Raw genomic sequence first — 26170 nt, forward strand, 5'->3', positions numbered from 1 at the left:
GAACCTGCTACGACGAAGCCGCATTGGCCGACGCCGCGGCCGAGGCGGCAGCGGGTTCGGAGGTAGCAGGTTCCGCGGCGGCGGCGCCGGACGCTGGCTTGGCCGCCGCGGGCTTCGGCTTGGCCGCCTGGATTTTGGCGCCGTCGTTCAGGCGGTCGGTGCCGTCCGTGACCACCTGGTTCCCCTGGGCGAGGCCCGAGAGAATGACCGTGTTCTTGCCGTCGCTCGGGCCGAGCTTCACTTTATGCACGGAGACGGTGTTGTTCGCGTTGACCAGATAGACGAAGTCGCCCGGCGCACCGGTTTGCACGGCTGGGGTCGGCACCAGCACGGCATTCTGCAGCGTGTCGACCAGCAGCTTGACGTTGACGAACTCGTTGGGGAATAGCGCTTCGTCGTCGTTGGGGAACGTGGCGCGTAAGGTGACGGTGCCGGTCGAGGTGGCCATCTGGTTGCTGACCGCGTAAAGCGCGCCTGTGGCGATCTCGCGCGCGTTGTCGCTGCTATAGGCGGTGACCGGCAATTTTGCGCCGCCATTCAGGCGCTGCACGATCGAGGCGAGCGAGTCCTGCGGCACCGTGAACTGCACGGTAGTTGGCTTGACGGTGGTGATGACGACGATCCCCGTCGACGACGACGCGGTTACGTAGTTGCCCGGGTCGACGAGACGCAGGCCGACCTTGCCGGCGACCGGCGCGGTGATGCGGCAATAGGTCAGGTCGAGGTCGAACTGGGCGATGTTGGCGAGATCGGACTGGACCGCGGCCTCGTCCTGCTGCACGAGGAACTTCTGATCCTCGAAGGTCTGCTGCGCGATCGACTTGCGCTCGTTCAACTGCGTGTAGCGGGCAAGATCGGCGCGCGCCTGGGCGAGCGACGCGCGGTCTTTGGCGAGTGCCGCCTGAGCCTGCTGCTTGCTGATCTGATACTGGCGCGGGTCGATCTGGGCGAGGAACTGGCCTTTCTGGACTTCCTGGCCCTCGTGATAACCGACCTCCGTGAGGTAGCCGCTCAGTTGTGGCAGCACGGTCACGGTGGCGGTGGGTGTAACCGTGCCGAGTTCGCTCAACGTGACCGGCATCGAACCGAGTGTCGCGCTCGCCACGGTGACGACGATCGGCGCGACTTCGCGCGAGGGCTTCTTGCGCGTCAACAGGTGAACAACGACAACCGCGATCAGCACCAGCACGATAAGCGCAAACAGAATGAGCCCGCGTCGGGAGCGCCTGGGTTGCGTGGACACGGCTTCGCTCATAGGTATCTCCGAAAACGAAAACAGATACTGCCGTTGATGGTCGGATGGGGAGTCATTCTCTGCCAGGATTTTGGGAACATGCCATGGTTCTTGCGTGTTGTCACAACTCAATGTTTTTTCTGCATGACGTTATCCAATTGAAAGCAAGACGGGGCGCGCAAAATGCATAACGTCGTAACCGGCATAGGGCGCCGTAACGGAGTCATGGCGCGTCGAACCGGTCGGTCAGAACCAATATGCTGTGAAACCGGCTGTAATGATTTGTCGAAGCGTCTTCTCGGGATCGAGTGAACGGCGCGCCGCCGACTGCCGCGAGCGCCCTGCTGACAGACCGTGTATTGCTCATGTTTGCGTTGGTGGAAGCGGATGGACAATGGGTATGCGCCAATGTACCGGGTACGTCCAAAGTTTGAGTTACCAACGTGAAACATGTTTCGGGGCGAAAGACCCTGTGGGTATCTGTCGGCCCGCAATCGGCGTCAACGAACGGCTGAGCGGAGGGTTGGTTTTTGGCGGGAGTGAAGGCGAGTGGTCATGCTGGTGAAGGCTTTATGTAATTGTTCGAAATGCCGGGCCGGAACCCGGACTTCGCACCAGCGGTCAAGTTTGGGTTGCTGCATTGCGCTTTGCAGCTGACGCCTCTACGTCCGGCAGGCGTCCGATGACTACCGGGATAGGCTGGCGAGCCATGCTCGCCAGCCGCCAAACTCCGTGATATCGGCCCCGGATTCCAGCCCATACGACTCGCACACGAACCCCGTCACCCACTGGCCATCTGACAGTTCAATCTTCCCCAGCGCAAGCGGAGAGGGAATGGTCGCGATGAACGAACCTAATTCCAGGCTGGGCATTTCCCAGACCTCAATTGCGATCGCCGTGCCGCCGTCTGACACTCGCCGCATTCCAGGGCGTCTTGTGCTATCCGGTGCGGCAGCCAGCGCAGACAACCGATAATGCGGCGCAGTGTGCGTAGCCTCTACGAGGCGCGCGCCACGGCTTACCAGGTCACGATTGAGCGGCAAACCCTGCATATGCGCGCCGCACACCGCCACCTTCACGCGATCGTTGTTCGCCCGAGGCCTATCGTTCGCATCGGATTTGCTGCCGCCGACACATTCAATTCCGCTCATTCGCTGCAATGTGTCCGCCACGCTCAGCAGATATTGATCCGTGAACGCGCGGCCGAACACCGTGACACCCCATGGCAGACCATTCGCCATGAACCCGGTCGGCGTCGCGACGGCGGCATAGTCGAGCAGATTCATGAAGTTCGTGTAGTAGCCGAGTAACGAATTTGGCCGGATGGGATCGCGCTCAAGCTCCGCCAGCGTAACGGGCCGCGGATACGTCGGTGTGAGAACGAAGTCGAGCGGTTCAAGCGCCGCATCGCAGATCGCCTTCAATGCCTGCAGGCGATATTGCGCACGAAAAAGTTCGACGGCGGTGGCCCCCGGCGCCTTCGCCAGCACATCGCGAATAACCGGCAATACGGCCTCCGGGTTCGCTTCCAGCAACTCGTCCACGACGCTGTAGCGCTCCGCGACCCAAGGGCCTTCGTAAAGCAGGTTTGCCGCTTCGACGAATGGCGCGAAGTCGATTTGGACGGCTTCACCGCCCGCCGCTTCGAGCATCGCGCGAGCCTTTGCAAACAATGCCGGGCTTTCCGCGCAGCCCGCGAATTCGAGTTGCGACGGCACGCCGAACCGGAACGTAGCGAGCCTGCCGAACGCGCGTGCGTCGTTCCATTGCGGGTTTTTGCGGCTGTATGCATCGCGGGGATCGATCTGGGCGGTCAGTGCGAGCAGTTCGCTGGCTTCCTGCGCGGTTGCGGTGAAGTAGGTCACGCAATCGAGCGTGCGGCAGGCCGGCACGACACCGGCGGTCGACAGCAGGCCTTTGCTCGCCTTGAGTCCAACGAGGTTGTTCAGGCCTGCCGGCACACGACCCGAACCTGCGGTATCTGTGCCGAGCGCGAAGCTCGCGACGCCCAGTGCGACGGCTAGCGACGACCCCGCGCTCGACCCGCCCGACGGATAGTCAGGATGCACGCTGTTACGGCACTTGCCGTACGGTGAACGCGTACCGTTCAGGCCAGTGGCGAACTGATCGAGATTGGTCTTGCCGAGCGGCACGGCGCCTAGCGCGATCAACTGGGCGACGAGTGTCGCCGACTCGGCCGGTGTATAGGCGAACGCGGGGCACGCGGCCGTTGTCGGAATGCCGGCCAGATCGATGTTGTCCTTGATCGCGAACGGAACGCCATAAAGCGGCAATGCTTCGATATCCTGCGTTTCCAGCCAATCCAGATACGGCGCGACTTCGGCTTCGCTCAGAAGGCGGATGAACAGATGAAACTCGGGATTCAGTGCGGCGGCTTTCGTCAGCAACTCGCCGATCAGCTTGCGCGGCGTATGCGTTCCGGTGCGGTAAGCGGCGCGCAGCGTGGACAGGCGCAGATCGAATGAAGACATGAGTGTTTTCTCCGAATAGTCAAAGACGTTTGATGACGGCAACGCGCTGCCCGGCGCGCACCGGCGAACCGGGCGCCACGTGAATCTCATTGACTATTCCCGCATACGGCGCGCACACGGAGATCTCCATTTTCATCGACTCGATGATAAGCAGCACGTCGCCTGCCTCGACCCTATCGCCGGGCGACACCCGCACTTGCCAGAGGCTGCCGGCAATTTCGCTGTCCACCGCAATTTCACCGTCTTGCAACGGTGCCAGTTCCGCGCTCTCGACGACCGGGGCGTCGAAACTCTCGTCCGTGGTTCCCCCTTCGCGCCAGCGCTCGCGTTCGGCTTGAAACGCGGCTTGCTGGCGCGCGCGGAATTGCTGGATGCCGGCGGATTCACGCGTGAGAAACGTTTGATAGTCGGCCAGCGACAACTCGGTCTCGTCGATCTTCAACGGATAGCGTCCGAGCGGGAAGTCCGCACGGATGCGCAGCAACTCATCGGCAGGGACTTCGTAGAAACGGATCTGGTCGAAGAAACGCAGCAGGTAAGGGCGTCCCGCGAAATCCGCGACTTCGCGATAGCGATTCCACATCTGCAATGTGCGGCCGACGAACTGATAACCGCCTGGCCCCTCCATCCCGTACACGCATAGATACGCGCCGCCGATGCCGACCGAGTTCTCCGCCGTCCACGTACGCGCCGGGTTGTATTTGGTCGTCACCAGCCGGTGGCGAGGATCGAGCGGCGTCGCGACGGGCGCGCCGAGATACACGTCGCCGAGCCCCATCACGAGATAGCTCGCATCGAAGACGATCTGTTTGACCGCATCGATCGAATCGAGGTCGTTGATGCGGCGGATAAACTCGAGATTGCTGGGACACCAGGGCGCGTCTTTGCGCACCGTGGTCATGTATTTGTCGATCGCGAGACGGCACGCGGGATCGTCCCACGACAGCGGCAAATGCACGATCCGCGACGGTACACGCAAATTCTTCTGCAACAGCACGTCCTGCCATGCGCGCTCGACGATCGCGAGCAACTGCGCAAGCGGCAGGCTTTCAGGCTGATAGTGAATCTGCAGCGAGCGGATGCCAGGTGTCAGGTCGATCACGCCGGTGAGTGCCATCGCTTCGAGCGACTGCATCAGCGCGTGTCCCCGGAAACGCAATGCGAGATCGAGCTCCGTCGGACCGATTTCGAGCAGCAGATGCGTGTCACCGGAAACCCGCGCGACGAGCCGTTCGCGATCCGCACCGGTTTCGAGGACGATAGGCGAGGTGAGCGCCGCGGCCTTCGTGAATGCCGCTTGCGACTCGAATTCGAGCGTTTCCAGTTCACGCAGACGTTGGCGTGCAACCTCACGCGCGGCGTCGATCTGCACCGGCACGAAGCGCACCTTGTCACCGGCCTTCAACTGGCCGATTTGCCAGAGATCCGCCTCGATGATCGTCACCGGACAGACGAAACCGCCAAGGCTCGGACCATCGGGGCCGAGAATCACCGGCATGTCGCCGGTGAAATCGACCGCACCGACCGCATAGGGGTTGTCGTGAATGTTCGATGGATGCAGTCCCGCCTCGCCGCCGTCCTCGCGCGACCACTCGGGCTTCGGTCCGATCAGACGCACGCCGGTGCGGCTGGAGTTGAAATGGATCTCCCATTCGGTGTCAAAAAACTGCTGGACATAACGCGGGCTGAAGTACTCCGGCGCGCCATGCGGTCCATATATCACCCGCAGCGTGCGCACGGTTTCCAGTGCTGGAAGGTTAGCGAGTACTGCGCCCACATGCACGTCCTGCAACGGCTGAAGATGCAGCACATCGCCCGCTCGCAGCGCTCGTCCGCCATGCCCGCCGAACTGGCCGAGCGTGAAGGTGCTGCGGCTGCCGAGATACAGCGCGACGTCGAAGCCGCCGCGCACGCACAGATAGGCCCGCGCGCCCGCACCACGAATGGTGCCGAGTGCGAGCGTCGAGCCGGCGGCAACCAGCAGGGTCGTGTTCAACGGCTGTTCGATATCGTCGAGCAGCACGGGCAGATTCGCGCCGGTCACGGCGACGACCGCGTCCGTGTTAAACCGCAAGGTCGGCCCACTCATCGTAATCTCGAGCGCGGCAGCGTCGGCGCCGTTGCCAAGCAGGCGGTTGCCGAGCCGCAGCGCACGGTCGTCCATCGGACCGGATGGCGGAATGCCGACCGCCCAATAGCCAAGGCGGCCGGGATAATCCTGCACGGTTGTCTGCGTGCCGGCGCTGATCACTTCGAGCGTGCTCGCCCGGTACTTCAGACCTTCGAGGCAGCGCGTCCACGGCTCGCCCGACGCAAAAGGGTGATCGTCGAGAATCTGCCGCAGATAGTCGCGGTTCGTCTCCACGCCATAGAGGCGCGTATTCTGCAACGCGTCAGCGAGCGCGTGGCGCGCCGCGTCGCGCGTTGGCGACCAGGCAATCACCTTGGCAAGCATCGGGTCGAAGTAGGGCGGTACTTCGCAGCCGGCCTCGATCCACGTATCGATGCGCAGCGAACGTCCGTCGGCGCGCGGAAACGCGACATCGGTCAGCAGGCCCGGGCTCGGCTTGAAATCGCGGCCCGGGTCCTCGGCATAGAGCCGTGCCTGAATCGCGTGCCCCTGCGGCTTCAAACCCGCGGCGAGTTCCTGCAACGGCGCGAGGGTGCCCGCCGCCAGTTCGATCATCCAGCGCACCAGATCCACACCCCAGACCTGCTCGGTCACGCCGTGTTCGACTTGCAGACGGGTGTTCACCTCAAGGAAATAGAACTGCTGCGCCGCGCTGTCGTAGACGAATTCGACCGTGCCGGCGGAGCGGTAACTGACCGCTTTCGCGAGCTTGACAGCAGCTTCGCACAAGGCGGCCGACATGCCGTCCGGCAGATTGGGCGCGGGCGTTTCTTCGAGTACCTTCTGGTTGCGCCGCTGCACCGAACAGTCGCGCACGCCGAGCGCGATCGCGTCGCCGCGGCCGTCGCCGAATACCTGCACTTCCAGATGCCGCGCCCGCTCGATGTACTTTTCGAGGAACACGCCCGCATCGCTGAAGTTGTTCTGGCCAAGACGCTTGACCACCTCGAAATGAGCACTTAGTTCTTCGACGTTCCAGCATACCCGCATGCCGATGCCGCCGCCGCCCGCCGTGCTTTTCAGCATCACGGGGTAGCCGATCGACTCAGCGGCTGCCAGCGCGGCGGCGAGGTCGTCCAGCAAGCCCGTGCCATTGAGCATCGGCACACCCTGGTCCGCTGCGATCCCGCGGGCCGTGTGCTTCAGGCCAAACGCCCGCAACTGCGCTGGCGTCGGTCCGATGAACTCGATGCCCGCTGCCTCGCACGCTTCGCCAAAGGCCGCATTCTCGGACAGGAATCCATAGCCCGGATGAATTGCCTGGACGTTTTCGCGGCGGGCGATCTCGAGGATCTTGCCGGTGTCGAGGTAGGTGGCGGAAGCCGGACCGTCACCGAGACCGTGCGCGATGGGCGCCTCGCTCACATGGAGGCTCGCGCGATCCGCTTCCGCGTAGACGGCGACGCCGGTTACATCGAGTTCACGCAGCGTTCTGAGGATGCGGCACGCAATGGCACCACGATTGGCGATCAGGATTTTCTCGAACATGAGAGGGGACTGGATTCATGGGCGGGTCGTCCCGCCACGTGGGGATTGCATGCCGCGGTCGTCCGCGGCAGAGGTCCGTGTCAGCGATGTGCGTGAGTCAGTTGCTCGCGCGTGCGGGTGCAATGTCGTCCGGAGCGAACCAGCAGGACGAAGTAAAGCCAGTTGCGGATACGCTTCAGTTCCATATCAGCAACTCCGCGGGCGTCGGGTTATAGGCGTTGCACGGATTGTTCAACTGCGGGCAGTTGGAGATCAGTACGATCACGTCCATTTCCGCGTGCAATTCGACATACTTGCCCGGTGCCGAGATGCCGTCTTCGAATGTAAGACCGCCCTCTGATGTCACGGGCACGTTCATGAAGAAGTTGATGTTCGCGCCGATATCCCGCTTCGACAAACGTCCGTCGTGCGCACAGGCACGCAGGTAATTGTCGCGGCAGCTATGCATGTAGCGCTTTTCCAGTGCGTAGCGAACCGTGTTGCTTTCCTGCGCGCAGGCGCCGCCGAGGGTATCGTGACGGCCGCAGGTGTCGGCCACGATCGTCAGCATCGGATTGCCAAGGTTCGAATACAGCACGGTGCCGGTCGTCAGATACAGGTTTTTTTGGCGGCGCAGCGTGCGTTGCGGGTCGAAACGCTCGCGCGGATCTGCAAGGCTGTAGAACAGCGTATCGACGGCCTGATTGCCTTCCAGGTCGAGAATGCGCAGCGTCTGCCCGGTTTTCAGTTCGTGAAGCCACGGTTCGCCGGCCGCGAGTGTCTCGCGAAAGACCGCATGTTCGGGGCGTTTGTCGCTGACGGTAAGCGTTGTGGTCATGGTGTCAGGCTCCGCTCAAAGAAAGAAACGATCGGTGTTGAGAAAGCCGCGCACGTTTTCCTCGCATGAGGTTCGGCAAAGTTCGGCGACGTCGCGCTCCGCGTGGCTCAACGCAAGCTTGACCGGCCTGGGCGCGTATTCCGGGTTCGGATCGAGCGGATGCTGGATCGAGGTCAGCACGACCAGCGTGTTCATCGGGGCATACAGCTCGACATAGTCGCCGGCCTTGGAGTTGCCTGGAACGAAATTCAACGTGCCAGCGTCGGTGACGTCGACTCGGCTGAAGAGATTGAGTGTCATCAGCAGGTCCGGGATACCCAGCCCCCACTTGCCCATTTCGACCAGCAGGTTGTCCGTGCCGTTGCGATAGAACGCGTTGCGCAGTTCCTGATAACGACCCGCGCCGTAGCGTTCGTATACTTCCTCTGCATTCGATACTCCGCCGATACTGTCATGCCAGCCGCAGGTATCCGTAACGATTGCGGCGAGCACACGGCCCATATCGGAGTACAGACAATGACCGGCCGTCAGTTTCGCCGTGTGCTGACATTTGAGCGTATCGGGCAGATTGAGCCGTTCGCTTTTCTCGGATGCGTTGATCAGCAGGACGCTGGCGTTCGCGCCGCCGCGCAGGTCGGTGATGCGCAACGACTGGCCGCGCTTGACAATCAGCGAGGTATGGCCGCCGCCGGGGACGGTTTCTTCGAGTAGCAAATCCATGTGCTTAAGATTCCCTTTGGGCTCAGACCGTTTCGACACGCGATGCGCCTTCCACGACGGCTTGGGCCATGTGAATGGACGACCTGGAGTCGCGGCTGTGGTCGAGCGGAATGTTGTAGGTGATGCGCGCACCGTAGGCGCCCGGCGCTTGAGGGTCGACGCGGACCTTGTCGAACACCAGTACGCGGCTGCCGAGCGTGAAGCCTTCCTTCAGGTCGTGGGTGACCATGAAAATCGTCAGCTTCGATTCGCGCCATAAGCTGAGCAGCAAGTCGTGCATGTCCTTGCGGATGCCGGGATCGAGCGCGCCGAATGGTTCATCGAGCAGTAATACGCGTGGCTTCATCATCAGCGCCTGGGCAATCGCGAGACGTTGTTGCATGCCGCCCGATAGTTGCTGCGGAAATTTATCCAACGCCGCACCAAGGCCTACGCGTTTGAGCATCGCGACGGCTTCATCGCGCGCGGCGCGTCGCTGCGCACCGAATAGACGGCCCGTGAATTTCGCGCGACGCAATTCGAGTCCGAGCATCACATTGCGAACCACACTCAGATGATCGAATACCGAATAGCGCTGAAACACCACGCCGCGATGTTCATCGGGTTCAGCCGGCAAGGGCTCGCCATCGAGCAGAATTTCGCCGCGCGTCGCGCGCTCCTGACCGAGCAATAGCCTCAGGAATGTGGACTTGCCGCAGCCCGATGCGCCGACCATCGAACAGAACTCGCCTTCTTCGACACGCAGGTTCAACCGTTCGAGCACGACCTGATCGCCGTATTCCTTCCAGACGTTACGAACTTCGATCATCGTGCGCCTCCGCCGTACCAGGGGAACGACCATTGCGTGAGGCGGCGCAGCAGCTCGTCGATGAGCCACGCGAGCAGCGTGATCCACGCGACGTAAGGCAGAATCACGTCCATTGCCAGGTAGCGACGCATGAGAAAGATGCGGTAGCCGAGACCATCTGTCGAAGCGATCGCTTCCGCTGCGATAAGAAACAGCCATGCTGAGCCCAGCGCGAGACGCATTGCCACCAGTAAGCGCGGCAGCAGTTGCGGCAGCACGAGGCGCAGAACCAGGGTCCAGCTGGTTGCACCGAGCGTCTGTGCCTTGACCCACAACTCGGCTGGAATCTCGCGCGCCCGCGCATGCAGATCGCGGATGATCATCGGCGTGATGCCGACCACGATCAGGACGACCTTCGACAATTCGTCGAGCCCAAACACGATGAACAGGATCGGCAGCACGGCGAGCGGCGGAATCATCGAGATCACCGTGATGAACGGTGAGAACGTCGCGCCTACCAGCGGAAACGAGCCGGTCGCGATGGCCGCCACCAAGGCAATTAAGGCGCTCACAACGAGGCCGATACCGAGCCGTCTCAAGCTCGATACCGTATCGGCCCACAGCAGATACTCGCCCGTGCGCTTGTCCTCATTGAAGGCGACCTCCTTGATGGCGTCGCTCATTTGCGTGGCGCTCGGCAGCAGCTTGTCATCGGGATTGAGCTTGAGCCGCATCGACGACCCGGTGAAGTAAACCGCCATCAGCACGATGAACGGCAGCAACAGCAGCATAAGGCCGCCGCTTCGGCTGGGGTGTCGATTGATGAGTCTCATGGGTGCCTGCCGGATGAAGTACGTGTTGTTCGACTCAGAGCTTGCCGGCCGCGGCCATTTCCACGTAGGTCGGATCGAAGCGCAACTTGACGTTGCCCTTGTTGCCGATCACGACACCCTTGTCGAACGCCATGCCGACCACGTCCGCGCTTTTCGCGTCCTGTCCGAGCAGACCGTGATCGAACGAGAACTTCGCGACGCGCGTCATGATCTTCGGCAGGTTGGGGCTGGTGACGAAATCGACCGCGGCCTGCGGCGTATAGAACAGCGCGGTGGTCGACAGTTGCCCCTTGAAGCCCGCGAGATCGGTGCCCGATGCCTTCGCCATCGCGGTGAGCGCGGCGGTACTGTCGGCGTTATTGGCCCGCATCAACGCGACCATCTCGAACCATGCGCCCGTCAACGCCTTGCCGAGCGCCGGGTTGTCGTTCAGGGTCTTCGTATTGACGACCATCATGTCCATGATTTCACCGGGAATCTTGCTCGAGTCGAAGACTTCGGTGACGTTCGGCTGCGCCTTCAGTTCGGCAAGCATCGGGTTCCACGTCACTGCGTTGTGGACGGCGGGCGTGGCGAACGCACCGGAGATGTCGGCGTCGGAGGTGTTGACTACCTTGAGGTCGCGCTCGCTCATATGCGCACTTTCGAGGGCGCGTGCAAGCAGGTAGTGCGATACCGAGAACTGGACCAGATTGATCTGCTGACCCTTCAGGTCGGAGATCTGTTTGCCTTTGCCCTTGACGAGCACGCCATCGTTGCCGTTCGAATAGTCGCTGACGATCAGCGCAGTCGAATCCACGCCGCCTGAGGCTGGGATGGTCAACGCGTCCATGTTGGTCATCGCGCAGCCGTCGAACTTGCCGGCGGTGTACTGATTGATGGATTCGACGTAGTCGTTCAGTTGCACGACATCGACATTGATGCCGTATTTCCTGGCCCATTTGGAGACGATGCCTTGGGTTTTCGCCTGACCCCACGGCATCCAGCCCGCGTAGATGGTCCAGCAGACCTTGAAGTCGGTGCGTCCGGCGGCAAACGAAGGAGTGGAGGTGAAGGCGGCGAGAGAGACCGCGGCGATGCTGAGAAAGCGAACGAGCTTACGCATGAGGTTGACCTCGGAAGGGACGGTTAGCGACGGCAGGGAGCAGCGCAAACATCGCGTTCTCTCCCGGGCTTTTATCCCGCCGTGTAACCTCACCGAGGTCGACAGCTCTCGGACCAGCACCTGCTTGAAGCAGGCCGGAACCCTAGCCGTCCATTTCCAGATTGTGTGTTAAACCGGATTGCGCCGGCTCCTTGCACTCCCTTATTAGCGAGAAGCGTGCCAAACAGGAATTGCCGCATTCCGGCGCGGCGCGGCAGTTTTTTGCACCGCGCCGGTGACGGCGTGCATCCGCGCGTAGCGGACTCGCACCTGGTTCGTGCATTGATTGCCCGGGCTTGGTGATCGTGTGGCGGACTTGCCAGACGTTCCTGATCGATCCGCCGGAAAGGCTGGACGGGATTGCTACCGTGCGGCTTCGATTACGCTCCAGACACGCTCATCGCACTGGCCCACGAATCGTCTGGCAATAATCGCCCGGCATTTGTCGCAGCGATAATGTTCGAGCGCGAGCGCACCGTTGCATTCCGCCACACCAATCAAAGTGATGCCTTCGTGTCCCTCGACACCCACGGGGCGGCCGTCAATGTTGGCGCATCCGTCGCAGATTTCCATGGCGCCTCCGGATTTACATCATCTTCATTGGCAAGCGTTCGCACGCATTGCTCAAAAGAGGCCCGCCCGAGGCGGGCCGAAACTGATGCACCCGCAGAGGAGACAACGCGGGCAAAGTCAGTATCCGGCTACGCATAGCACATCGGCAAGCGCGAAAAAAATAATCAAAGAGGGTACGTGAAGCCCACCGCGTCACGGGCTCGCAATCCCGGCACGCTGAGCAACGGCAGCATCCGGAAGGGGTTGATGGATTCGGCAACGCCTTTGCCGCGTTGTAGACGGTCACCGCCCAATCCAGGAACCTTGGTCTTTGCAAAATTACGATTTCTACACGGTGTAATTTGCAACGTTTGCATCGCGCAAACCGTTCCTTTGCCTCCGAACTTGACGGGCAGATGCTCCGCGAACACCTATGATCGGGAGAGCTTGCGAATGCCTTTCATATCTGGGCGACTCTCGCGAGACGCGTAGTCGATCGCAAGGTGTGACCCGAATGTCGGCGTAGCGGCGTTTCGACGAACCGCGAATTACATGTGGAGTTTTCGCGTAGGGACGAGGTTCACTGCGCGCGCATCGGGTAAGGGGGGCGCTCAAACCGGGATATTCGGATCAGGCACGTCCAGCGTCATGCGGCGACGGTGAATAGCCGCGGACTGCGTCCGCTAGCCCGTTTCTCAAGATACTTTGGTATGCGAAAGGAACGCCTCATTCCTGCGAGCGATATGTTCGAGTCGAGGACGAGGCGGCAGAGGGAGTGCAGCGCTCATAGCGCCTTCGCCGCGAGGCGCAGCAATCAGGTCACCCAACGGAGGCGTATCCGCCGCGTCTCTGCGGCCGCACATGCGCCCCCGTCGCAGGGCTTATCCCACAGGCGGTTCTCCTTCCTCAGCCTTCCTCGAGGGCTTGTCTCCGGAAGGCTGTTTGTGCCCGTCGTCGCGGCGCTCGGGCATGCGGCTGCGTGCATCGTCGCTATGCTGCGCCGGTTGCGGATGCTCGACATCCGGCTGCTTGTCACTTTTCTGGCTCACGGCGTACCTCCTTGAACAGTTTTCATCACCGTAGCGAGCAATTGCCGTACCGCGATCTGCGGCGTCGGCGCAAATTCGCACCTGACTCCGTCGGCGTCTCGAACACCACCGATCGCTAAACCATCAGTTTCGAGGAGACGGGTTGCCATCGGGAGAACGCGGGACCAGGCACATTGAGAGGGGATTGAGGCCCCGACAATCGCTTCACGAGCAGCGAGTCAACGGCGTGCTCCAAGGCGGCCAGATCGAGAGGTTTGGAAAGAAAAGCATCCCATAGTGCCGACTTCTCCCGTGGCGGAACACGGCCGGATGTCATAACTACCGGAATCTGAGCAAGAGCGGGATAGCTTTTCAGATGTTCGCACAAGCCAATGCCATCCATGCCTGGCATATTCCAGTCAGTCACGATCAGATCGGGAAGGCGTTGCGCGGCCGTGTGAAGGGCGGCCTCACCGCCTTGAGCGAGAAGCACGCGGTGACCATGCCCTACGAGAATAATCTGGAGTAGGGAAAGCGAATGCACGTCGTCGTCAACAAGAAGGATCGTAGACATATCGCGAATCAGGAGATATTCCCCTTTTTCGCAACCGGCATGCCTATCCGCTTCGTTTGGGTCGCGGCACTGGGGACAAGGAAACGCTCACGACGCCCCTCCGGACGCCGGAAGACGTCAGGCGTTCGGAGGGCAAATCGCTCGTTAATGCCAGAACAGCGCGATAAGAATGATGATTGGAATAGGTACACCGAGCATGTAAAGAAGAATTGAGCGCATAACCGCCTCCTTGGGTAGTCAAAATTGAGTTTGCAATCAGCGTTGGCGCACGCGGCCGCCATGAGTCGCCATCAGACTGGCGGAGAACGCGCCTAGCAGAAGCGAGACGAAGAGCCAGAGGGATGCGCCGATGGAGACTTTGCGGGCCTTGTCGGCGGCATTTTTCGTTGCAGCATCAAGCGCAGTCAATTTTTGCAAAAGGCGCGTGTATGTTGTTACCACGCGTGCTTGTGCTGCTGCTGGCGTGAGGCCAGTCCGTTGGGAGACAAGCTGGCTTAGATACGCGGTGTCTTCTGGCGACAATTGATCGCCTGTCGCGGCGCTGTTCAGGAAGATACGCGCGGTTTCCGCGCGCGGTATGTCGCTGCGCATGTCGCTGCGTATATCGCTGCCACCGGAGGCGGAACCGGGGGGCACCCCAGGCGACCCGGCGGGCATACGGTATAGAGAATCTACAAAGTAGCCCAGCGGCCACGTGTTCGTCGCGGCCTCCGCATTCCCGCGCTGCATCGTCTGCGTCGTGACGGGACTGCCTGCCGCAGTAGTCTGGGCGGCGACACGTGCAACGCCTGAGAGAGTCGATGTCAGTACGGCCGCTGTGAGGAGCGTCGCCACGGCCCAGCTCAGGAAACCATGGGCGGTGTCGCGAAAGTGGACTTCGTCGTTGTCGATCAAGAGCCAGCGGCTGCGTAGCCGTCCCGCCAGATAGCCCCCTAGTCCAGACGTGAGAATTGAGGTCACACATATCCACACAACAGCGGCGAATCCGAATGCTTTCGCATTCGACGGTCCCGATGACCACGGAGAAATTGCCGTCAGACCGAGGCCGGTACCCAACGTCAACAGGATGAGTGAGAATGCGGCCGCAGCGACGCCGCCGGCGAACACGGCCCCCCATGAAACCGCAGTGTCGTACTGCCGGACTAATAACGCGGAATCCTTTGTGACTAGCGCCGAATCCGCTAGATCTCTTGTATCGTTCATTGAGAACCTCCGTGACCTTATCGATATCGTCGTTGGCGATATGCCGACCAGCAGGCCACTCCTGCAAGTCGGGCGAGAAAGCCTTTCGGTCAGCGCAATTTTTGTGCCGGTGGATCCGCCGCATCATTCGCCGGACGACCGTGGTGATATCGGGCCGCAAGCTGTGGCGCCTGGCGAGCATGCGGTGCGCGGCCGGTGCGCGTCGAAATCGCTTTCAGGCGGCTGGGCAAACCGCTCTTTGCAGGCCGCCATGAAGGAGGGTGCAGCCGCCTTGAGAAACGTGCCCAGCAGGCTCTGGCGCGGCTGTCGGTCAGTAGGTCCGTTCGGCGATCACTCGGGCCACCGTTTGCAGAGACCGCGTGAGCGTGACGAGGTCGACGGAACCGATTGCCAACCGGATTGCATGAGGTACATGAGCCGACGTGGAGAACGGCAGGGCTGTCGATACGGACACTCGCTCACGCAACAGCGCCATCGCAACTTCGTCCGCGCGAACATCCTGCGCCAGTGGAAGCCACACGAAATAGGAGTTGGGATGGCTGACCCGCTCCACCCGTCCGAGAATATCGGCGACAAGGCACTGGCGCGTCGCCGCGTCCCGTCGCTTCTCCACTTCGAGTCGAGCCACCGTGCCGTCCTCCATCCAGCCGCAGCCAATGGCCGTCATGATCGCCGGGGTGTTCCACGTTGTCGCCCGGATAGCCCGTTCGATCTTTGGGACCGATTCGGCCGGTGCACAGACGAAACCGACGCGCAGGCCGGTTGCGACACTCTTCGACAGGCTCGACACGTAGACCGTGGTCTCAGGCGCAAGCGATGCCAACGGCGGCGGTGCATCTTCAGCCAGGAATGCGTAGGCCCCATCCTCAATGATTAGCAGTCCATGGCGCTGGGCGACAGCGACGAGCTCCCTGCGTCGCGTCGCGCTCATCACCCAGCCAAGTGGGTTGTGCAGCGTCGGCATGACGTAGATGGCGCGGACCCGTCGTTGCTTGCACAGAGCCGCAAGTGCATCCAGATCGGGGCCGCGCCCAGCGGCTGGGATCGATGCGAGTTCCAGTCGATTAGTCTCTGCAGCGAGCTTGAATCCGGGGTAAGTCAGCGCATCCACCGCCACAACGTCGCCCGGCTCGAGGAGAGCCAGGGCGGCCGTCGTCAACCCGTGCTGTGCGCCGCTCACGAGCAATGTCGTTTCGACCGTAGCCGGCAGCCCCCGGGTTGCCAGATGGCGCGCCGCCGTCGCGCGCTCGTGCTCGCGCCCACCGTGGGGCTGGTATCGAAGTAGAGACTCGAGGTCGCCCGTTACGGCGAGTTGGCGCAGCGCCCCTCTAAGCAGATCGGTCTGGCCGGGCGACGACGGATAGTTGAAGTTCAGGTCTACGGTGTCCGCGTTCCACGCACTCAGGTCGATGCCTTGGGCTCGAGGGAGCGCCTCCTTGACGAATGTGCCACGGCCGGTTTCGCCGCTCACCAGACCCATCTCCTGCAACTCCGCATACACCCGCGTGGCCGTGACCAGCGCGAGGCCTTCTCGAGCAGCAAGGTCGCGATGCGTTGGCAGACGCGTTCCGGGGCGCAGACGGCCCGCACGGATCTCCGCCGCAAGGCGGTCGACGAGTTGCTTGTAGCGCGGCTGAACCATGTCCAAGTGTATCCATGACAATTATTTGATTGTATCTAATCGCGGCTCTAACATGGCTCACCACAACTTCTCCACGCGGACGAGGACGTCATGCACATCGCTATTCTGACCTTTGAGGGCTTTAATGAACTCGACTCGCTGATCGCGCTAAATATCCTCAACCGGGTCAAGAAGCCCGGCTGGCAGGTTGCGATCGCCAGCCCGACCGCGACAGTGCGGTCGATGAACGGCGTGGTGCTGGAGGCGCAAGCGACGCTAAAGGACGCCTGCGAGGCCGACGCGGTCCTGGTCGGCAGCGGAATACAGACACGCGCGGTTGCCGCGGATGCCGCGCTGATGTCGCAGTTGCGGTTCGACCCGGCGCGTCAACTTCTGGGCGCGCAATGCTCGGGCACGCTGATACTCGCGAAGTTGGGCCTGCTGAATGGCGTTCCGGCCTGCACCGACCTGACCACCAAACCGTGGGTCGAAGAGGCGGGCGTGGCGGTGCTCGACCAGCCGTTTGCGGCGAAGCGCAACGTCGCGACCGCCGGCGGCTGTTTGGCGGCGCAGTATCTGGCGGCGTGGTTCATTGCGCGTCTGGAAGGGATAGAGGCTGCACGCAACGCCATTCAGCACGTTGCCCCAGTGGGAGAGAAGGAGGCCTACATAACACGCGCCATAGCGAACATTTCGCCATTCCTCTAAGGCGTGCGGGAACCTGCGATGCCAACGGCTGGCATCGCTTTACACATTCAGGAGGATGTCCTCATGTACCGTCTGCTGAACAAATATCTCATGTTCGCGCTTCTGCTTGGCGGTGCGTTCTCTGTGCACGCGGCACACGCTGCGCAGCCGCAGGACCTGAAGGGGACCAACGTCGTCCTGGTGCACGGTGCTTTGGCCGATGAATCGAGCTGGGATAGGGTGACCACGATCGCATGATCGATCCGCGTGCAGAGGACGCAATGGCAAAGAAGATCGGCGCGACGACGATTCATGTCGACTCGAGTCACGTCGCAATGCTCAGTCATCCGAAGGCTGTTGCGGACGCGATCATCGCGGCGGCAAGCAAAGCGGTTGTGACCGAATAAGGTACACGAGACGGACGAAGTCAATCCGCCGTCCGGCTGTCGCGCCGGGGCCGATCCGCGTTACTCGCGGGGCCGAGCCTCTCTCTCAGTCGTGGAACGGCAAAATCGATAAAAGCCCTAAGCTTGAGCGGAATCTGCCGTTGCGCCATGTACATGAGGTTGATAGGAGTCGGCAACGGTTCGAAGGCTTCCAGAAGCATCACGAGACTGCCTGATTTCACGGCGCCATCGGTCTGATACGACATGACCCGTGCAATGCCGGCCGCTTCCTCTGCGGCAACAACGGCAGCCTCCACCGAGCTGACCACAAGGCGCGACGGCACTTCGATCTTTAGTGTCCGACCTTTTGACTGAAATTCCCAGTTGCTGCCCATCGCATATTCCTCGTATGTCACGCAGTCGTGCGATACAAGGTCTTCGGGTTTCTGCGGTATCCCATGCGCGTTCAGATAGGCGGGGCTTGCGCACAGCACTTGCCGATGCAGCCCGACACGCGTTGTGATCAGACTGCTGCTCGGTTGCTCCCCAAGCCGCAGTACCAGATCGACGCGCTCATCCAGCAAATTGACGAGCCGGTCTGTCAATTGCACGCGCATACGAATTTGCGGAAACGCAGCTAGAAATTCGACGATCACCGGCAGCACGTGGATCCGCCCTAGTACCGGCGGCACGCTGATTACCAGTTCTCCCTGCGGTGCATGGTACTCGCCAGAAGTTGTACGTTCGATCTCCGCGAGTTCTTCCAGAACACGCCTGCAGGACGCCACATAACCACGTCCGGCTTCCGTCAACGTCAGCTTGCGCGTGCCGCGCACGACCAATCGCACATTCAGATGGGCCTCCAGCTCGGACACGCGTCGGCTTACTGTTGCCAGAGGAATGCGAAGCTTTCGACTTGCGGCGGACAGGCTTCCCGTGTCTATCGCCGCTAGCAGGATGCCCATCGCCTCTAAACGATCCATGGCCTTCCACCTGTGAAAGGGAAGTTCTCAATTCTACCGGCTACTCAGGTGACCCAGGAAGGACTAGATTCATAGTTATCCGGGCGCCTCATGTACTCAATGCGCCGATGTGAGGCGCTCGGCCACATTTTTTCCAGACCCGATACCAGCCTTGCCCATCAGGAGCCCTCGATGACGTTCGAGACGCTTGAAGTGAACCGCGACGGAGCGGTTCTGTTCGTGAAGATGTTTGCGCCGCCCATGAATCTGCTCGGTCCCGAGCTTGTGCGCGACCTGGTTACGCTGATTCAGGACGCGGAGGCCGACAACGGTACGAACGTACTCGTTTTCAGCAGTGCCGACCCCGACTTTTTCATCTCGCATGTGGATGTGACGAAGGTCAAGGAGTATCGCGACGAAGCCGCAAAGCTGACCGGCGAGCCATCGATTGCGCTGCTGTTCCGGCATTTGAGTGCCAGCCGACTTGTCTCGATCGCACAGATCGAAGGGCGTGTGCGTGGCGCGGGCAGCGAATTTGTGCTGGCGTGCGATATGCGCTTTGCCGCGCGGGAATCGGCGCTGTTTAGTCAGATGGAAGCGGCGTTCGGACTAGTCCCTGGCGGCGGCGCGACCCAGTTCATCACGCGCTTGATGGGCCGCGGTCGTGCGCTTGAAGTGATGCTGGGCGCGTTGGATTATGACGCTGATATAGCAGAACGGTATGGGTGGATCAATCGGGCGTTGCCGGCCGAGTCGCTTGGCGACTTTGTGGCATCGCTCGCGCGACGCATCTCGCGGTTTCCGGCAGCCGGACACGCGATGGTTAAGGAGCGCGTCAATGCCATCGCGTTGGCCCCCGTCGACGAGTTTCGTCGCGATTCGAATCTGTTCGGTGAAAACGTGCGGTCTCAGCCGGCACAACGCCGTATGGAAGCAGCCATGGCACGCGGGTTCCAGACGCGCGACGCGGAACTGAACCTGAGCCAACTGCTTGGCGATCTCGACGATTAGTTATCGGGCGCATTCATCCAGCGGAAGCAGCACGCGGGTTTCCCCCGGGGAAGTTGACGCCGATATCACGGCATCGCACTTTCCGCCGAAGCGCGGTACCGATCTGGCGCTCAAGGCATGTTGGTATACAGAGGTCGGTCGATTAGCAGATTGTGTGTCTTTCTATTCATTAAGACTACGAAAGTAATAGTGGAGTTTCTGTGTCAGAAATCATCAATGCCCATGCGTCGTCGCGTCGTCGTTTTCTCGGTGTGGCAACGGCGTCGCTCGCTGCAGCGTCACTGAGCCGCTACGCTTTTGCGGAGCCGAATCAATCCGTTACTGAAGTTGCCACTGTGGGAGGCGGCGACAATGCTTCGATTCGTCCGCTCCGCGTGCATGTGCCGGAATCTCAACTCGCCGATCTGCGCAGACGTATCAAGTCGACACGTTGGCCGGAACGCGAGACGGTCACGGATTCATCGCAAGGCGTGCAGCTTGCGACGATGCAAAAGCTTGCGCAATATTGGTCGACAGATTACAACTGGCGCGAGGTCGAAGCGAGATTGAATGCGTGGCCGCAATTCGTGACCGAGATCGACGGGCTGGATATTCATTTCATCCACGTTCGTTCGAAACATCAGAATGCGTTGCCCGTCCTGATTACGCACGGATGGCCTGGTTCGATCATCGAGCAGCTGAAGGTCATCGATCCGCTGACTAATCCAACGGCCCATGGTGGAAATGCATCGGACGCTTTCGATGTGGTGATTCCTTCGCTGCCGGGACACGGCTTCTCGGGCAAGCCAACCGGAACAGGCTGGGATCCGGCGCGAATCGCTCGCGCGTGGACAGTGCTGATGAAGCGCCTTGGCTATACGCGTTACGTCGCGCAAGGAGGCGACTGGGGCAATGCGGTGACGGAACAGATGGCGCTGATCGCACCGCCGGAACTGCTGGGCATTCATACCAACATGCCAGCTACCGTGCCGGATGATATTGCCACTAAACTGAAGTATGCAAGTCCGCCACCGGCCGGTCTTTCGCCGGACGAGAGGCACGCGTTCGATCAGCTCGACTACTTCTACAAGCATGGTCTCGGCTATGCGCAGGAGATGGCGAACCGTCCGCAGACACTGTACGGGATCGAAGATTCCCCGATCGGTCTCGCTGCATGGATGCTCGACCATGATGCGGCGAGTCAGGCGTTGATTGCCCGCGTTTTTAACGGACAAAGCGAGGGTTTGACGCGAGATGACGTGCTCGACAACGTTACGCTCTACTGGGTGACGAATACGGCCGTTTCGTCGGCACGTTTGTATTGGGAGAACAAGCTGAACTTCTTCGCGCCGAAGCACGTTGCGATTCCCGTTGCCGTGAGCGTATTTCCGGACGAAATCTACGCGGCGCCGCAGAGCTGGACGGAGAAAGCGTATCCGAAGCTGATTCACTACAACCGGTTGCCGAAAGGCGGCCACTTTGCGGCGTGGGAGCAGCCGCAGGCGTTTGCGGAAGAAGTCCGCGTGAGTTTCCGGACGCTGCGCTGACCTCGAAGTTGCGAGAGCTGCCTGCAAAGCGCATGGCTCGACATAGGAGCAGAGAGATGACCGATAACATTGGCATGACAGCCCAGAAGCTCTATCTGGAAGACCTCTCCGAAGGCCTTGTGTATGAAAGTGCCGAGGCGAGGCTTGAGCCTGCACAGATCCAGGCGTTCGCCCGCGAATTCGACCCGCAACCCTTTCACCTTGATGACGTCGCTGCACGCGATACTCTGTTCGGAGGACTAGCCGCAAGCGGCTGGCATACGGCCGCCGTCACCATGAGGCTGCTGGTGCAAAGCCTGCCGTTGGCCGGAGGCATCATTGGGGCCGGCGGCGATATCGCCTGGCCGCGGCCCACGCGGCCGGGCGACATACTGCGAGTGACCAGCACCATCCTGACTGTCGAACGGTCCAGGTCGAAGCCCGGCCGTGGCATCGTGACCGTGCAAAGCGAAACACGGAACCAGCACGGCGACGTGTGTCAGCGACTTATTGCACGCCTCGTCGTCTTCGCGCGAACTCACGAAGCAGATGTGGCCAAAGGCGGCCAGAGCCTCAGCGAGACGGACAAAAAGGCACGGTAACGAAAGCACAGTTGGCGCGCGGCGGCGGTTAGACCAGACTGATCTGGACGTCGATGTTGCCCCGCGTGGCTTTGGAATAAGGGCAAGTCCGATGCGCGGCATCCACGAGCGCCTGGGCGACTTCGCGGTCCAGCCCCGGCACGCTGACATTCAGACGTGCCTGCAGGAAATAGGCACCGTCCGTTACGCCGAGATCGACTTCGGCGTCGACCGCCAGATTCGCTGGGAGCCGGACTTTCATTGCGCTGGCCGCAAGCCCGATTGCGCCGATAAAGCACGCGGACCATCCGGCAGCGAACAACTGCTCCGGATTGGTGCCTTTGCCCGCGCTACCGGGCGGCGAGAGCTTAATGTCCAGACGGTCGTCGGAACTGCGTGACGCTCCGTCCCGTCCGCCCGTTGTATGAGTTTTAGCCGTGTACAGTAGTTGGTCGATTTGAGTCATGATGTAATCCGAATGTGTTCCATTTCACAAGGTCCATTCGCGATGAACCATGTGGTCTTTAATCAACAGGATTGCTTATGTTAATGAACGAGGAATGCAACCCTCCATCGGGTTGAGACGGTCAGCTACCTTGGTACACCTTGCGAAGATAGCTGAGCTGGCCGTCGTGCTCGGCTTGCAGCAGCTCGTTGCGAACTTCTGCGCGTGTCTTTTGCATCGCGCCGGCCTCGCTCGGGTTCCATTGTTGAATTTGAGCGGCGCCCGCCGGGTTTGCACTTGCTGCCGGTGCGTCGGATGCGTGTGCGAAACCAGTTGTTGCGAATGTGGCGAAGGCCAAAGCGATCATTGAGGTTTTCATATCGTGCTCCACGAACTAATCAGTTAAGAGGAAGGCGCTGGAATCTGGAATCAACCGCAACCGTTCAACCGGTCATCGGCGAAGTTGCTTATGTCTTGCATCCGGCGTTGATGTATTAAAACGTGCTGACGTATCTGGCTTGTGTCTGGAAACTGGCCCAATTGCAATGTTCTGTGTTCTTTCGGTGCCTGGATACATTGAGATACGAATCACGGGTTTTGCGCCAGCAATGCCTTGATCTTCGCCTCTGTCTGCTCATAGTCGCCTTCGCCGAAGTGCGTGTAGGCCAGCCGTCCATTCTTGTCGACCAGATAAAACGCCGGCCAATACTGATTGTCGTACGCTCGCCACGTTGCGTAGTCGTTGTCCTGCGCCACCGGGAACGTGATGCCGAAGCGTTTGATCGCCGACTCGACGTTGTCGGTGTTGCGCTCGAACGGATACTCGGGTGTGTGCACACCGACCACGACCAGACCCTGATCCTTGTACTTCTGGTTCCAGGTCTTCACGTAAGGGAGTACGTGAATGCAGTTAATGCACGTGTAGGTCCAGAAATCAACGAGTACGACCTTGCCGCGCAACTGCCGCAAGGTGAGGGGATCGCTATTGAGCCATTTATCAATGCCGGTAAATTCCGGCGCGGTAGTGGCCGCGCCGGCGTTGAACTGGCTCGTAGCGGGACGGGCCGCGGCACTGGCCGCGGGACCTCCACCGAGGGTGGCGGTGATGGCGGCGGCACCAGCGGCCACGCTTACGGCGAACAGCGCGATGCGAGGGGTGATTCTGAGTCGGAGGAGCATGTCAGCGTCCTTTGAGTAGTGAGCATGGCTGCATTGGAACGCCCGTTCGTATCTGGCTTGTGTCGGGGAGGGCGACTGGCTGCAATGTTTTGTGTCAGGAGAACATCCGGATACATTGCGATACAAAGCGTCGAGTGCGGTGCTATACAGCAGCCGGGCGCCACGGCGGAGGCCATGTGCAGACCGAACTGCTGCACGGGTCCTGCCATTGCGGAACCGTCAAATTCGAAGTTGGTACCGAGGCACACCCGGTCAATTTTTCGCTGGTGAACGCGAACCGGGTGCGTGTCAATCGTCGAAAGGATTGATCCATTGATTGAAAACCCAGACCACGTGCTGATCGTCGATGACGATCGTGGCATTCGCGAGTTGCTCGCCACCTATCTCGAGAAAAACGGCATGCGCGTTTCGCTGGCCGCCAACGGCCGGCAGATGCGCGCGGTGCTCGAACAGGGTGCGCCGGATCTGATCGTGCTGGACCTGATGCTGCCGGGAGAAGACGGTCTCGTGTTATGCCGCGAACTGCGTGCTAGCAAGTTCCGCACGGTGCCGGTACTGATACTGACCGCCCGCAGCGAAGAAGCGGATCGTATTCTCGGACTGGAAATGGGCGCGGACGACTACCTGTCCAAGCCGTTTGCGGTGCGCGAACTGCTGGCACGTATCCGCTCCGTGTTGCGCCGCGCGCGGATGCTGCCACCCGGCATGCAGTTGACCGAAACCGCGCAGATGCTCGGCTTCGGCGACTGGCGGCTCGATACCACCGCGCGCCATCTGCTCGACGCCGAGGGCACGATGGCCGCGCTGAGCGGCGCGGAGTATCGCCTGCTGCGGGTATTTCTCGATCATCCCCAACGGGTGCTGACGCGCGATCAATTGCTCAATCTGACCCAGGGCCGCCAGGCCGATCCAATCGACCGCTCGATCGATCTGCTGGTCAGCCGTTTGCGGCAACGCCTGCAGGACACTGCGCGCGAACCCCGTTACATCAAGACACTGCGCAGTGAGGGTTATGTGTTTTCGGCGGCCGTGACCATGATCGATAGCGGTCCGTGAGCCTGAATCATCTTTAAAGGTCGAGTTCGCGCATATCCAGTGTCACCATCGACGTCACGTTGCTTTTATCGCCGGCAGGACGGCAACGGTCAGTGCTGCGAAGCAGCATTATTGTCAGGTCATTCGAATTGCCAGTTCGCATCTCCGGCACGCAGGATTGCTGCACGGCCAGATATCGCAGGGCCGACATGCGTCATGGAAGCTGACGCCACCACCTTCTATCCGCGCGTTTGCTGAGGAAAATGCGTACGCTGCATCCGTTCTGCCTCAGCCCACGTATAGAACGTTTGCCGTCCCACCGAGGTGCTTATCGTGGCACTTGAGGAAAAGGCGTCGCGACGGCTTCCTGAGGAGATAATCCATGAAACGGTTCGTTGGCATCCTGTTGGCCGCGGCAGCGCTGGTGACGCTCACTGCTTGTGGCGGCGGCAATGACGTGAGTCCACCGGTGGTTCAGCACCCCGAGAATAAGGCGATCTGGTCGGCACTCGGCGGTGACTCGGCCGCCCCGGCTGCCGTGGCCGGCGTCGTGAACGCGGCAGTCACCGGTCTATTGGCAGATCCCGTCGAGGCACCGTATTTTGCGGCGGTAACAGGCAACACCAGCAAAAGCAGTGCGGCCCATGACACCCCCGCGCGGCTCGAAGCATGTCTTACTTTGCAGTTCGAATCGCTCCTTGGAGGGCCGTACACCTATCCCGGGCCGGTCAAGGTTACCGGTGATGTCGACGCCCAACCGGAAATGTGTCAGGACATGACGACTGCCCATAACGACGTCGGCGTGCCCGGCTGCGTGTTCGATCAGTTCATGGTGGACCTGGTCGCGACGTTCCAGAGCAAGCTACCCGCCGCGGACTTCGCCGCGTTGACCTCGACGACCAATGGAACCTACGCGCTCACCTCGACCAATTCCGCCGGCATCCCGGTTGGCACAAAGTTTCAATATAGTGCAGTGCCGACGCTGTTCAACCTGCGTGGCACCATCACGAGTGCTACGCCCGGCGGCCCGCTTTATCTGCCTCCTACGGTTGCGACATCATGCTCCAGCTAGCGGCGGCGCGAAGCACGCGCGTTATGGCTGGCTTCATTGCAGCGACGTGCGTCAGCGTCGCTGCGATTGGCTGGCTGCATACGTCGCACGGGCGGCAGCTTCTGGCTAAACTCGGCGTCCCGTGCCCAGTCGATACGGTCGACTCGAACGTCGTCCTGTCCATGAGGAACAACGCTATTTCCAGGCAAAGAGGCTCGATCGCGGCACCGGACCGTCCGGCACTCGGACTGCAACTCGATCGCAGTACCGAGTCGGAGGTGGCCGAACAGATGACCCGCGACAACGTGCACTGCGACGAGATTTCACGTGGTTTTCGCTATCTGCGCTGTCGCGGCGTACCGGCGCAACTGCTTCGCACAAACGGCCCGCCTGTGAGCGAAATATGGTTCAGCTTTAAACCGGACCGCACTCTCATGGCGATCAATCTTTACCGCCGGGACATGACTGAATCAGAGACCAGGCAGAGCTGGCGGATCGCTCTGCAAAGTCTGCGCCAAGCCCTTGGCGTTCCGACGGCAATGACCGGGGATACCACCTTGACTTCTCTCATGGAAAAACCCGTGGCGGTCGCAAGGGTGGAATATGCGTATTCAGATTACGTTGCGACGGTCACAGCATCTCACTTGCCATATGGAGGCCTGGCAGTGCGAGAGCAGTATATGTCGGCAACGACTGCGCATTAA

General features: G+C 60.9%; 25 protein-coding genes, 1 pseudogene and 1 riboswitch. Of the genes and pseudogenes, 9 read left to right on the plus strand and 17 right to left on the minus strand.

The window, feature by feature from the left end; all coding sequences use genetic code 11:
* Positions 1-7 precede the first annotated feature (7 nt).
* The 13 genes from HWX91_RS20965 to HWX91_RS21025 form a co-directional block, all read right to left on the minus strand.
* A complete protein-coding gene (locus HWX91_RS20965) occupies positions 8-1255 on the minus strand; it encodes an efflux RND transporter periplasmic adaptor subunit (protein WP_028198708.1) in 1248 nt (415 codons plus the stop codon).
* Between the two features lie 665 nt (positions 1256-1920).
* Positions 1921-3726, minus strand: coding sequence for an allophanate hydrolase (atzF, locus tag HWX91_RS20970; RefSeq protein ID WP_028198709.1), 1806 nt, complete (start codon positions 3724-3726; stop codon positions 1921-1923).
* Between the two features lie 19 nt (positions 3727-3745).
* A complete protein-coding gene (gene uca / locus HWX91_RS20975; RefSeq protein WP_028198710.1) occupies positions 3746-7345 on the minus strand; it encodes an urea carboxylase in 3600 nt (1199 codons plus the stop codon).
* Positions 7346-7520: 175 nt separating this feature from the next.
* Positions 7521-8162, minus strand: coding sequence for an urea amidolyase associated protein UAAP2 (locus HWX91_RS20980; RefSeq protein WP_028198711.1), 642 nt, complete (start codon positions 8160-8162; stop codon positions 7521-7523).
* 15 nt (positions 8163-8177) lie between these two features.
* Positions 8178-8882 carry an urea amidolyase associated protein UAAP1 gene (locus HWX91_RS20985; RefSeq protein ID WP_028198712.1) on the minus strand — a complete coding sequence of 235 codons (705 nt, stop codon included), beginning with the start codon at positions 8880-8882 and terminating at the stop codon, positions 8178-8180.
* A 22-nt stretch (positions 8883-8904) separates the two neighbouring features.
* Positions 8905-9690: an ABC transporter ATP-binding protein gene (locus HWX91_RS20990; protein WP_028198713.1), complete on the minus strand. Its 786-nt coding sequence runs from the start codon at positions 9688-9690 to the stop codon at positions 8905-8907.
* Entirely contained in the window at positions 9687-10502 is an 816-nt protein-coding gene (locus HWX91_RS20995) for an ABC transporter permease (RefSeq protein WP_028198714.1), read from the minus strand. Before HWX91_RS20995 ends, HWX91_RS20990 begins: the two co-directional genes overlap by 4 nt.
* Before the next feature lie 34 nt (positions 10503-10536).
* On the minus strand, positions 10537-11607 hold the full coding sequence (locus HWX91_RS21000) for a putative urea ABC transporter substrate-binding protein (RefSeq protein ID WP_028198715.1): 1071 nt from the start codon (positions 11605-11607) through the stop codon (positions 10537-10539).
* A 58-nt stretch (positions 11608-11665) separates the two neighbouring features.
* Positions 11666-11764, minus strand: a riboswitch (guanidine-I (ykkC/yxkD leader).
* A gap of 245 nt (positions 11765-12009) precedes the next feature.
* Positions 12010-12219 (minus strand): hypothetical protein, encoded by a 210-nt coding sequence (locus HWX91_RS21005; protein ID WP_028198716.1) that lies wholly within the window; start codon positions 12217-12219, stop codon positions 12010-12012.
* Positions 12220-13079: 860 nt separating this feature from the next.
* Positions 13080-13247, minus strand: a complete 168-nt coding sequence (locus tag HWX91_RS21010) for a hypothetical protein (RefSeq protein ID WP_169741872.1) — start codon at positions 13245-13247, stop codon at positions 13080-13082.
* A gap of 115 nt (positions 13248-13362) precedes the next feature.
* Complete coding sequence (locus tag HWX91_RS21015; protein WP_081833191.1) at positions 13363-13800, minus strand: response regulator; 438 nt, start codon at positions 13798-13800, stop codon at positions 13363-13365.
* A gap of 255 nt (positions 13801-14055) precedes the next feature.
* Positions 14056-14694, minus strand: coding sequence for a hypothetical protein (locus tag HWX91_RS21020; RefSeq protein WP_174459559.1), 639 nt, complete (start codon positions 14692-14694; stop codon positions 14056-14058).
* Positions 14695-15313: 619 nt separating this feature from the next.
* The gene (locus tag HWX91_RS21025) at positions 15314-16645 is read right to left on the minus strand and encodes an aminotransferase-like domain-containing protein (RefSeq protein ID WP_028198719.1); all 1332 of its coding nucleotides are present in this window, start codon (positions 16643-16645) and stop codon (positions 15314-15316) included.
* A gap of 90 nt (positions 16646-16735) precedes the next feature.
* Here HWX91_RS21025 and HWX91_RS21030 point away from each other — a divergent pair, with 90 nt between their 5' ends.
* The 3 genes and pseudogenes from HWX91_RS21030 to HWX91_RS40845 all read left to right on the plus strand — a co-directional run.
* Entirely contained in the window at positions 16736-17332 is a 597-nt protein-coding gene (locus tag HWX91_RS21030; protein ID WP_028198720.1) for a DJ-1/PfpI family protein, read from the plus strand.
* A gap of 63 nt (positions 17333-17395) precedes the next feature.
* Positions 17396-17569 (plus strand): hypothetical protein, encoded by a 174-nt coding sequence (locus HWX91_RS40840; protein ID WP_244144111.1) that lies wholly within the window; start codon positions 17396-17398, stop codon positions 17567-17569.
* Positions 17560-17718: pseudogene (locus HWX91_RS40845) on the plus strand (alpha/beta hydrolase); the annotation flags it as partial. The gene HWX91_RS40840 and the pseudogene HWX91_RS40845, both read left to right, overlap by 10 nt.
* A gap of 20 nt (positions 17719-17738) precedes the next feature.
* Here HWX91_RS40845 and HWX91_RS21040 read toward each other — a convergent pair.
* Entirely contained in the window at positions 17739-18680 is a 942-nt protein-coding gene (locus HWX91_RS21040; protein WP_028198721.1) for a LysR family transcriptional regulator, read from the minus strand.
* A 171-nt stretch (positions 18681-18851) separates the two neighbouring features.
* On the opposite strand from HWX91_RS21040, the gene HWX91_RS21045 reads away from it, so the two are divergent.
* From HWX91_RS21045 to HWX91_RS21055, 3 genes are all read left to right on the plus strand, one after another.
* A complete protein-coding gene (locus HWX91_RS21045; protein WP_042276147.1) occupies positions 18852-19670 on the plus strand; it encodes an enoyl-CoA hydratase/isomerase family protein in 819 nt (272 codons plus the stop codon).
* 200 nt (positions 19671-19870) lie between these two features.
* On the plus strand, positions 19871-21196 hold the full coding sequence (locus HWX91_RS21050) for an epoxide hydrolase family protein (RefSeq protein ID WP_028198723.1): 1326 nt from the start codon (positions 19871-19873) through the stop codon (positions 21194-21196).
* A gap of 74 nt (positions 21197-21270) precedes the next feature.
* Positions 21271-21777, plus strand: coding sequence for a MaoC family dehydratase (locus tag HWX91_RS21055; protein WP_063778817.1), 507 nt, complete (start codon positions 21271-21273; stop codon positions 21775-21777).
* 28 nt (positions 21778-21805) lie between these two features.
* Here the strand turns inward: HWX91_RS21055 and HWX91_RS21060 are convergent, their stop codons facing one another.
* The 3 genes from HWX91_RS21060 to HWX91_RS21070 form a co-directional block, all read right to left on the minus strand.
* On the minus strand, positions 21806-22222 hold the full coding sequence (locus HWX91_RS21060; RefSeq protein WP_028198724.1) for an organic hydroperoxide resistance protein: 417 nt from the start codon (positions 22220-22222) through the stop codon (positions 21806-21808).
* A 121-nt stretch (positions 22223-22343) separates the two neighbouring features.
* Positions 22344-22580, minus strand: a complete 237-nt coding sequence (locus HWX91_RS21065; protein WP_028198725.1) for a DUF4148 domain-containing protein — start codon at positions 22578-22580, stop codon at positions 22344-22346.
* 209 nt (positions 22581-22789) lie between these two features.
* Positions 22790-23380, minus strand: coding sequence for a thioredoxin family protein (locus HWX91_RS21070; protein WP_174459560.1), 591 nt, complete (start codon positions 23378-23380; stop codon positions 22790-22792).
* Positions 23381-23695: 315 nt separating this feature from the next.
* Between HWX91_RS21070 and HWX91_RS21075 the strand changes: the two genes are divergently transcribed.
* The 3 genes from HWX91_RS21075 to HWX91_RS21085 all read left to right on the plus strand — a co-directional run bounded on the left by HWX91_RS21075 (position 23696) and on the right by HWX91_RS21085 (position 26170).
* Positions 23696-24436, plus strand: a complete 741-nt coding sequence (locus HWX91_RS21075) for a response regulator (protein WP_028198727.1) — start codon at positions 23696-23698, stop codon at positions 24434-24436.
* Between the two features lie 361 nt (positions 24437-24797).
* Complete coding sequence (locus tag HWX91_RS21080; protein WP_052660799.1) at positions 24798-25487, plus strand: hypothetical protein; 690 nt, start codon at positions 24798-24800, stop codon at positions 25485-25487.
* 23 nt (positions 25488-25510) lie between these two features.
* Positions 25511-26170, plus strand: a complete 660-nt coding sequence (locus HWX91_RS21085; protein WP_028198728.1) for a hypothetical protein — start codon at positions 25511-25513, stop codon at positions 26168-26170.

The organism is Paraburkholderia fungorum, assembly GCF_902833645.1.
GTDB classification, from domain to species: domain Bacteria; phylum Pseudomonadota; class Gammaproteobacteria; order Burkholderiales; family Burkholderiaceae; genus Paraburkholderia; species Paraburkholderia fungorum.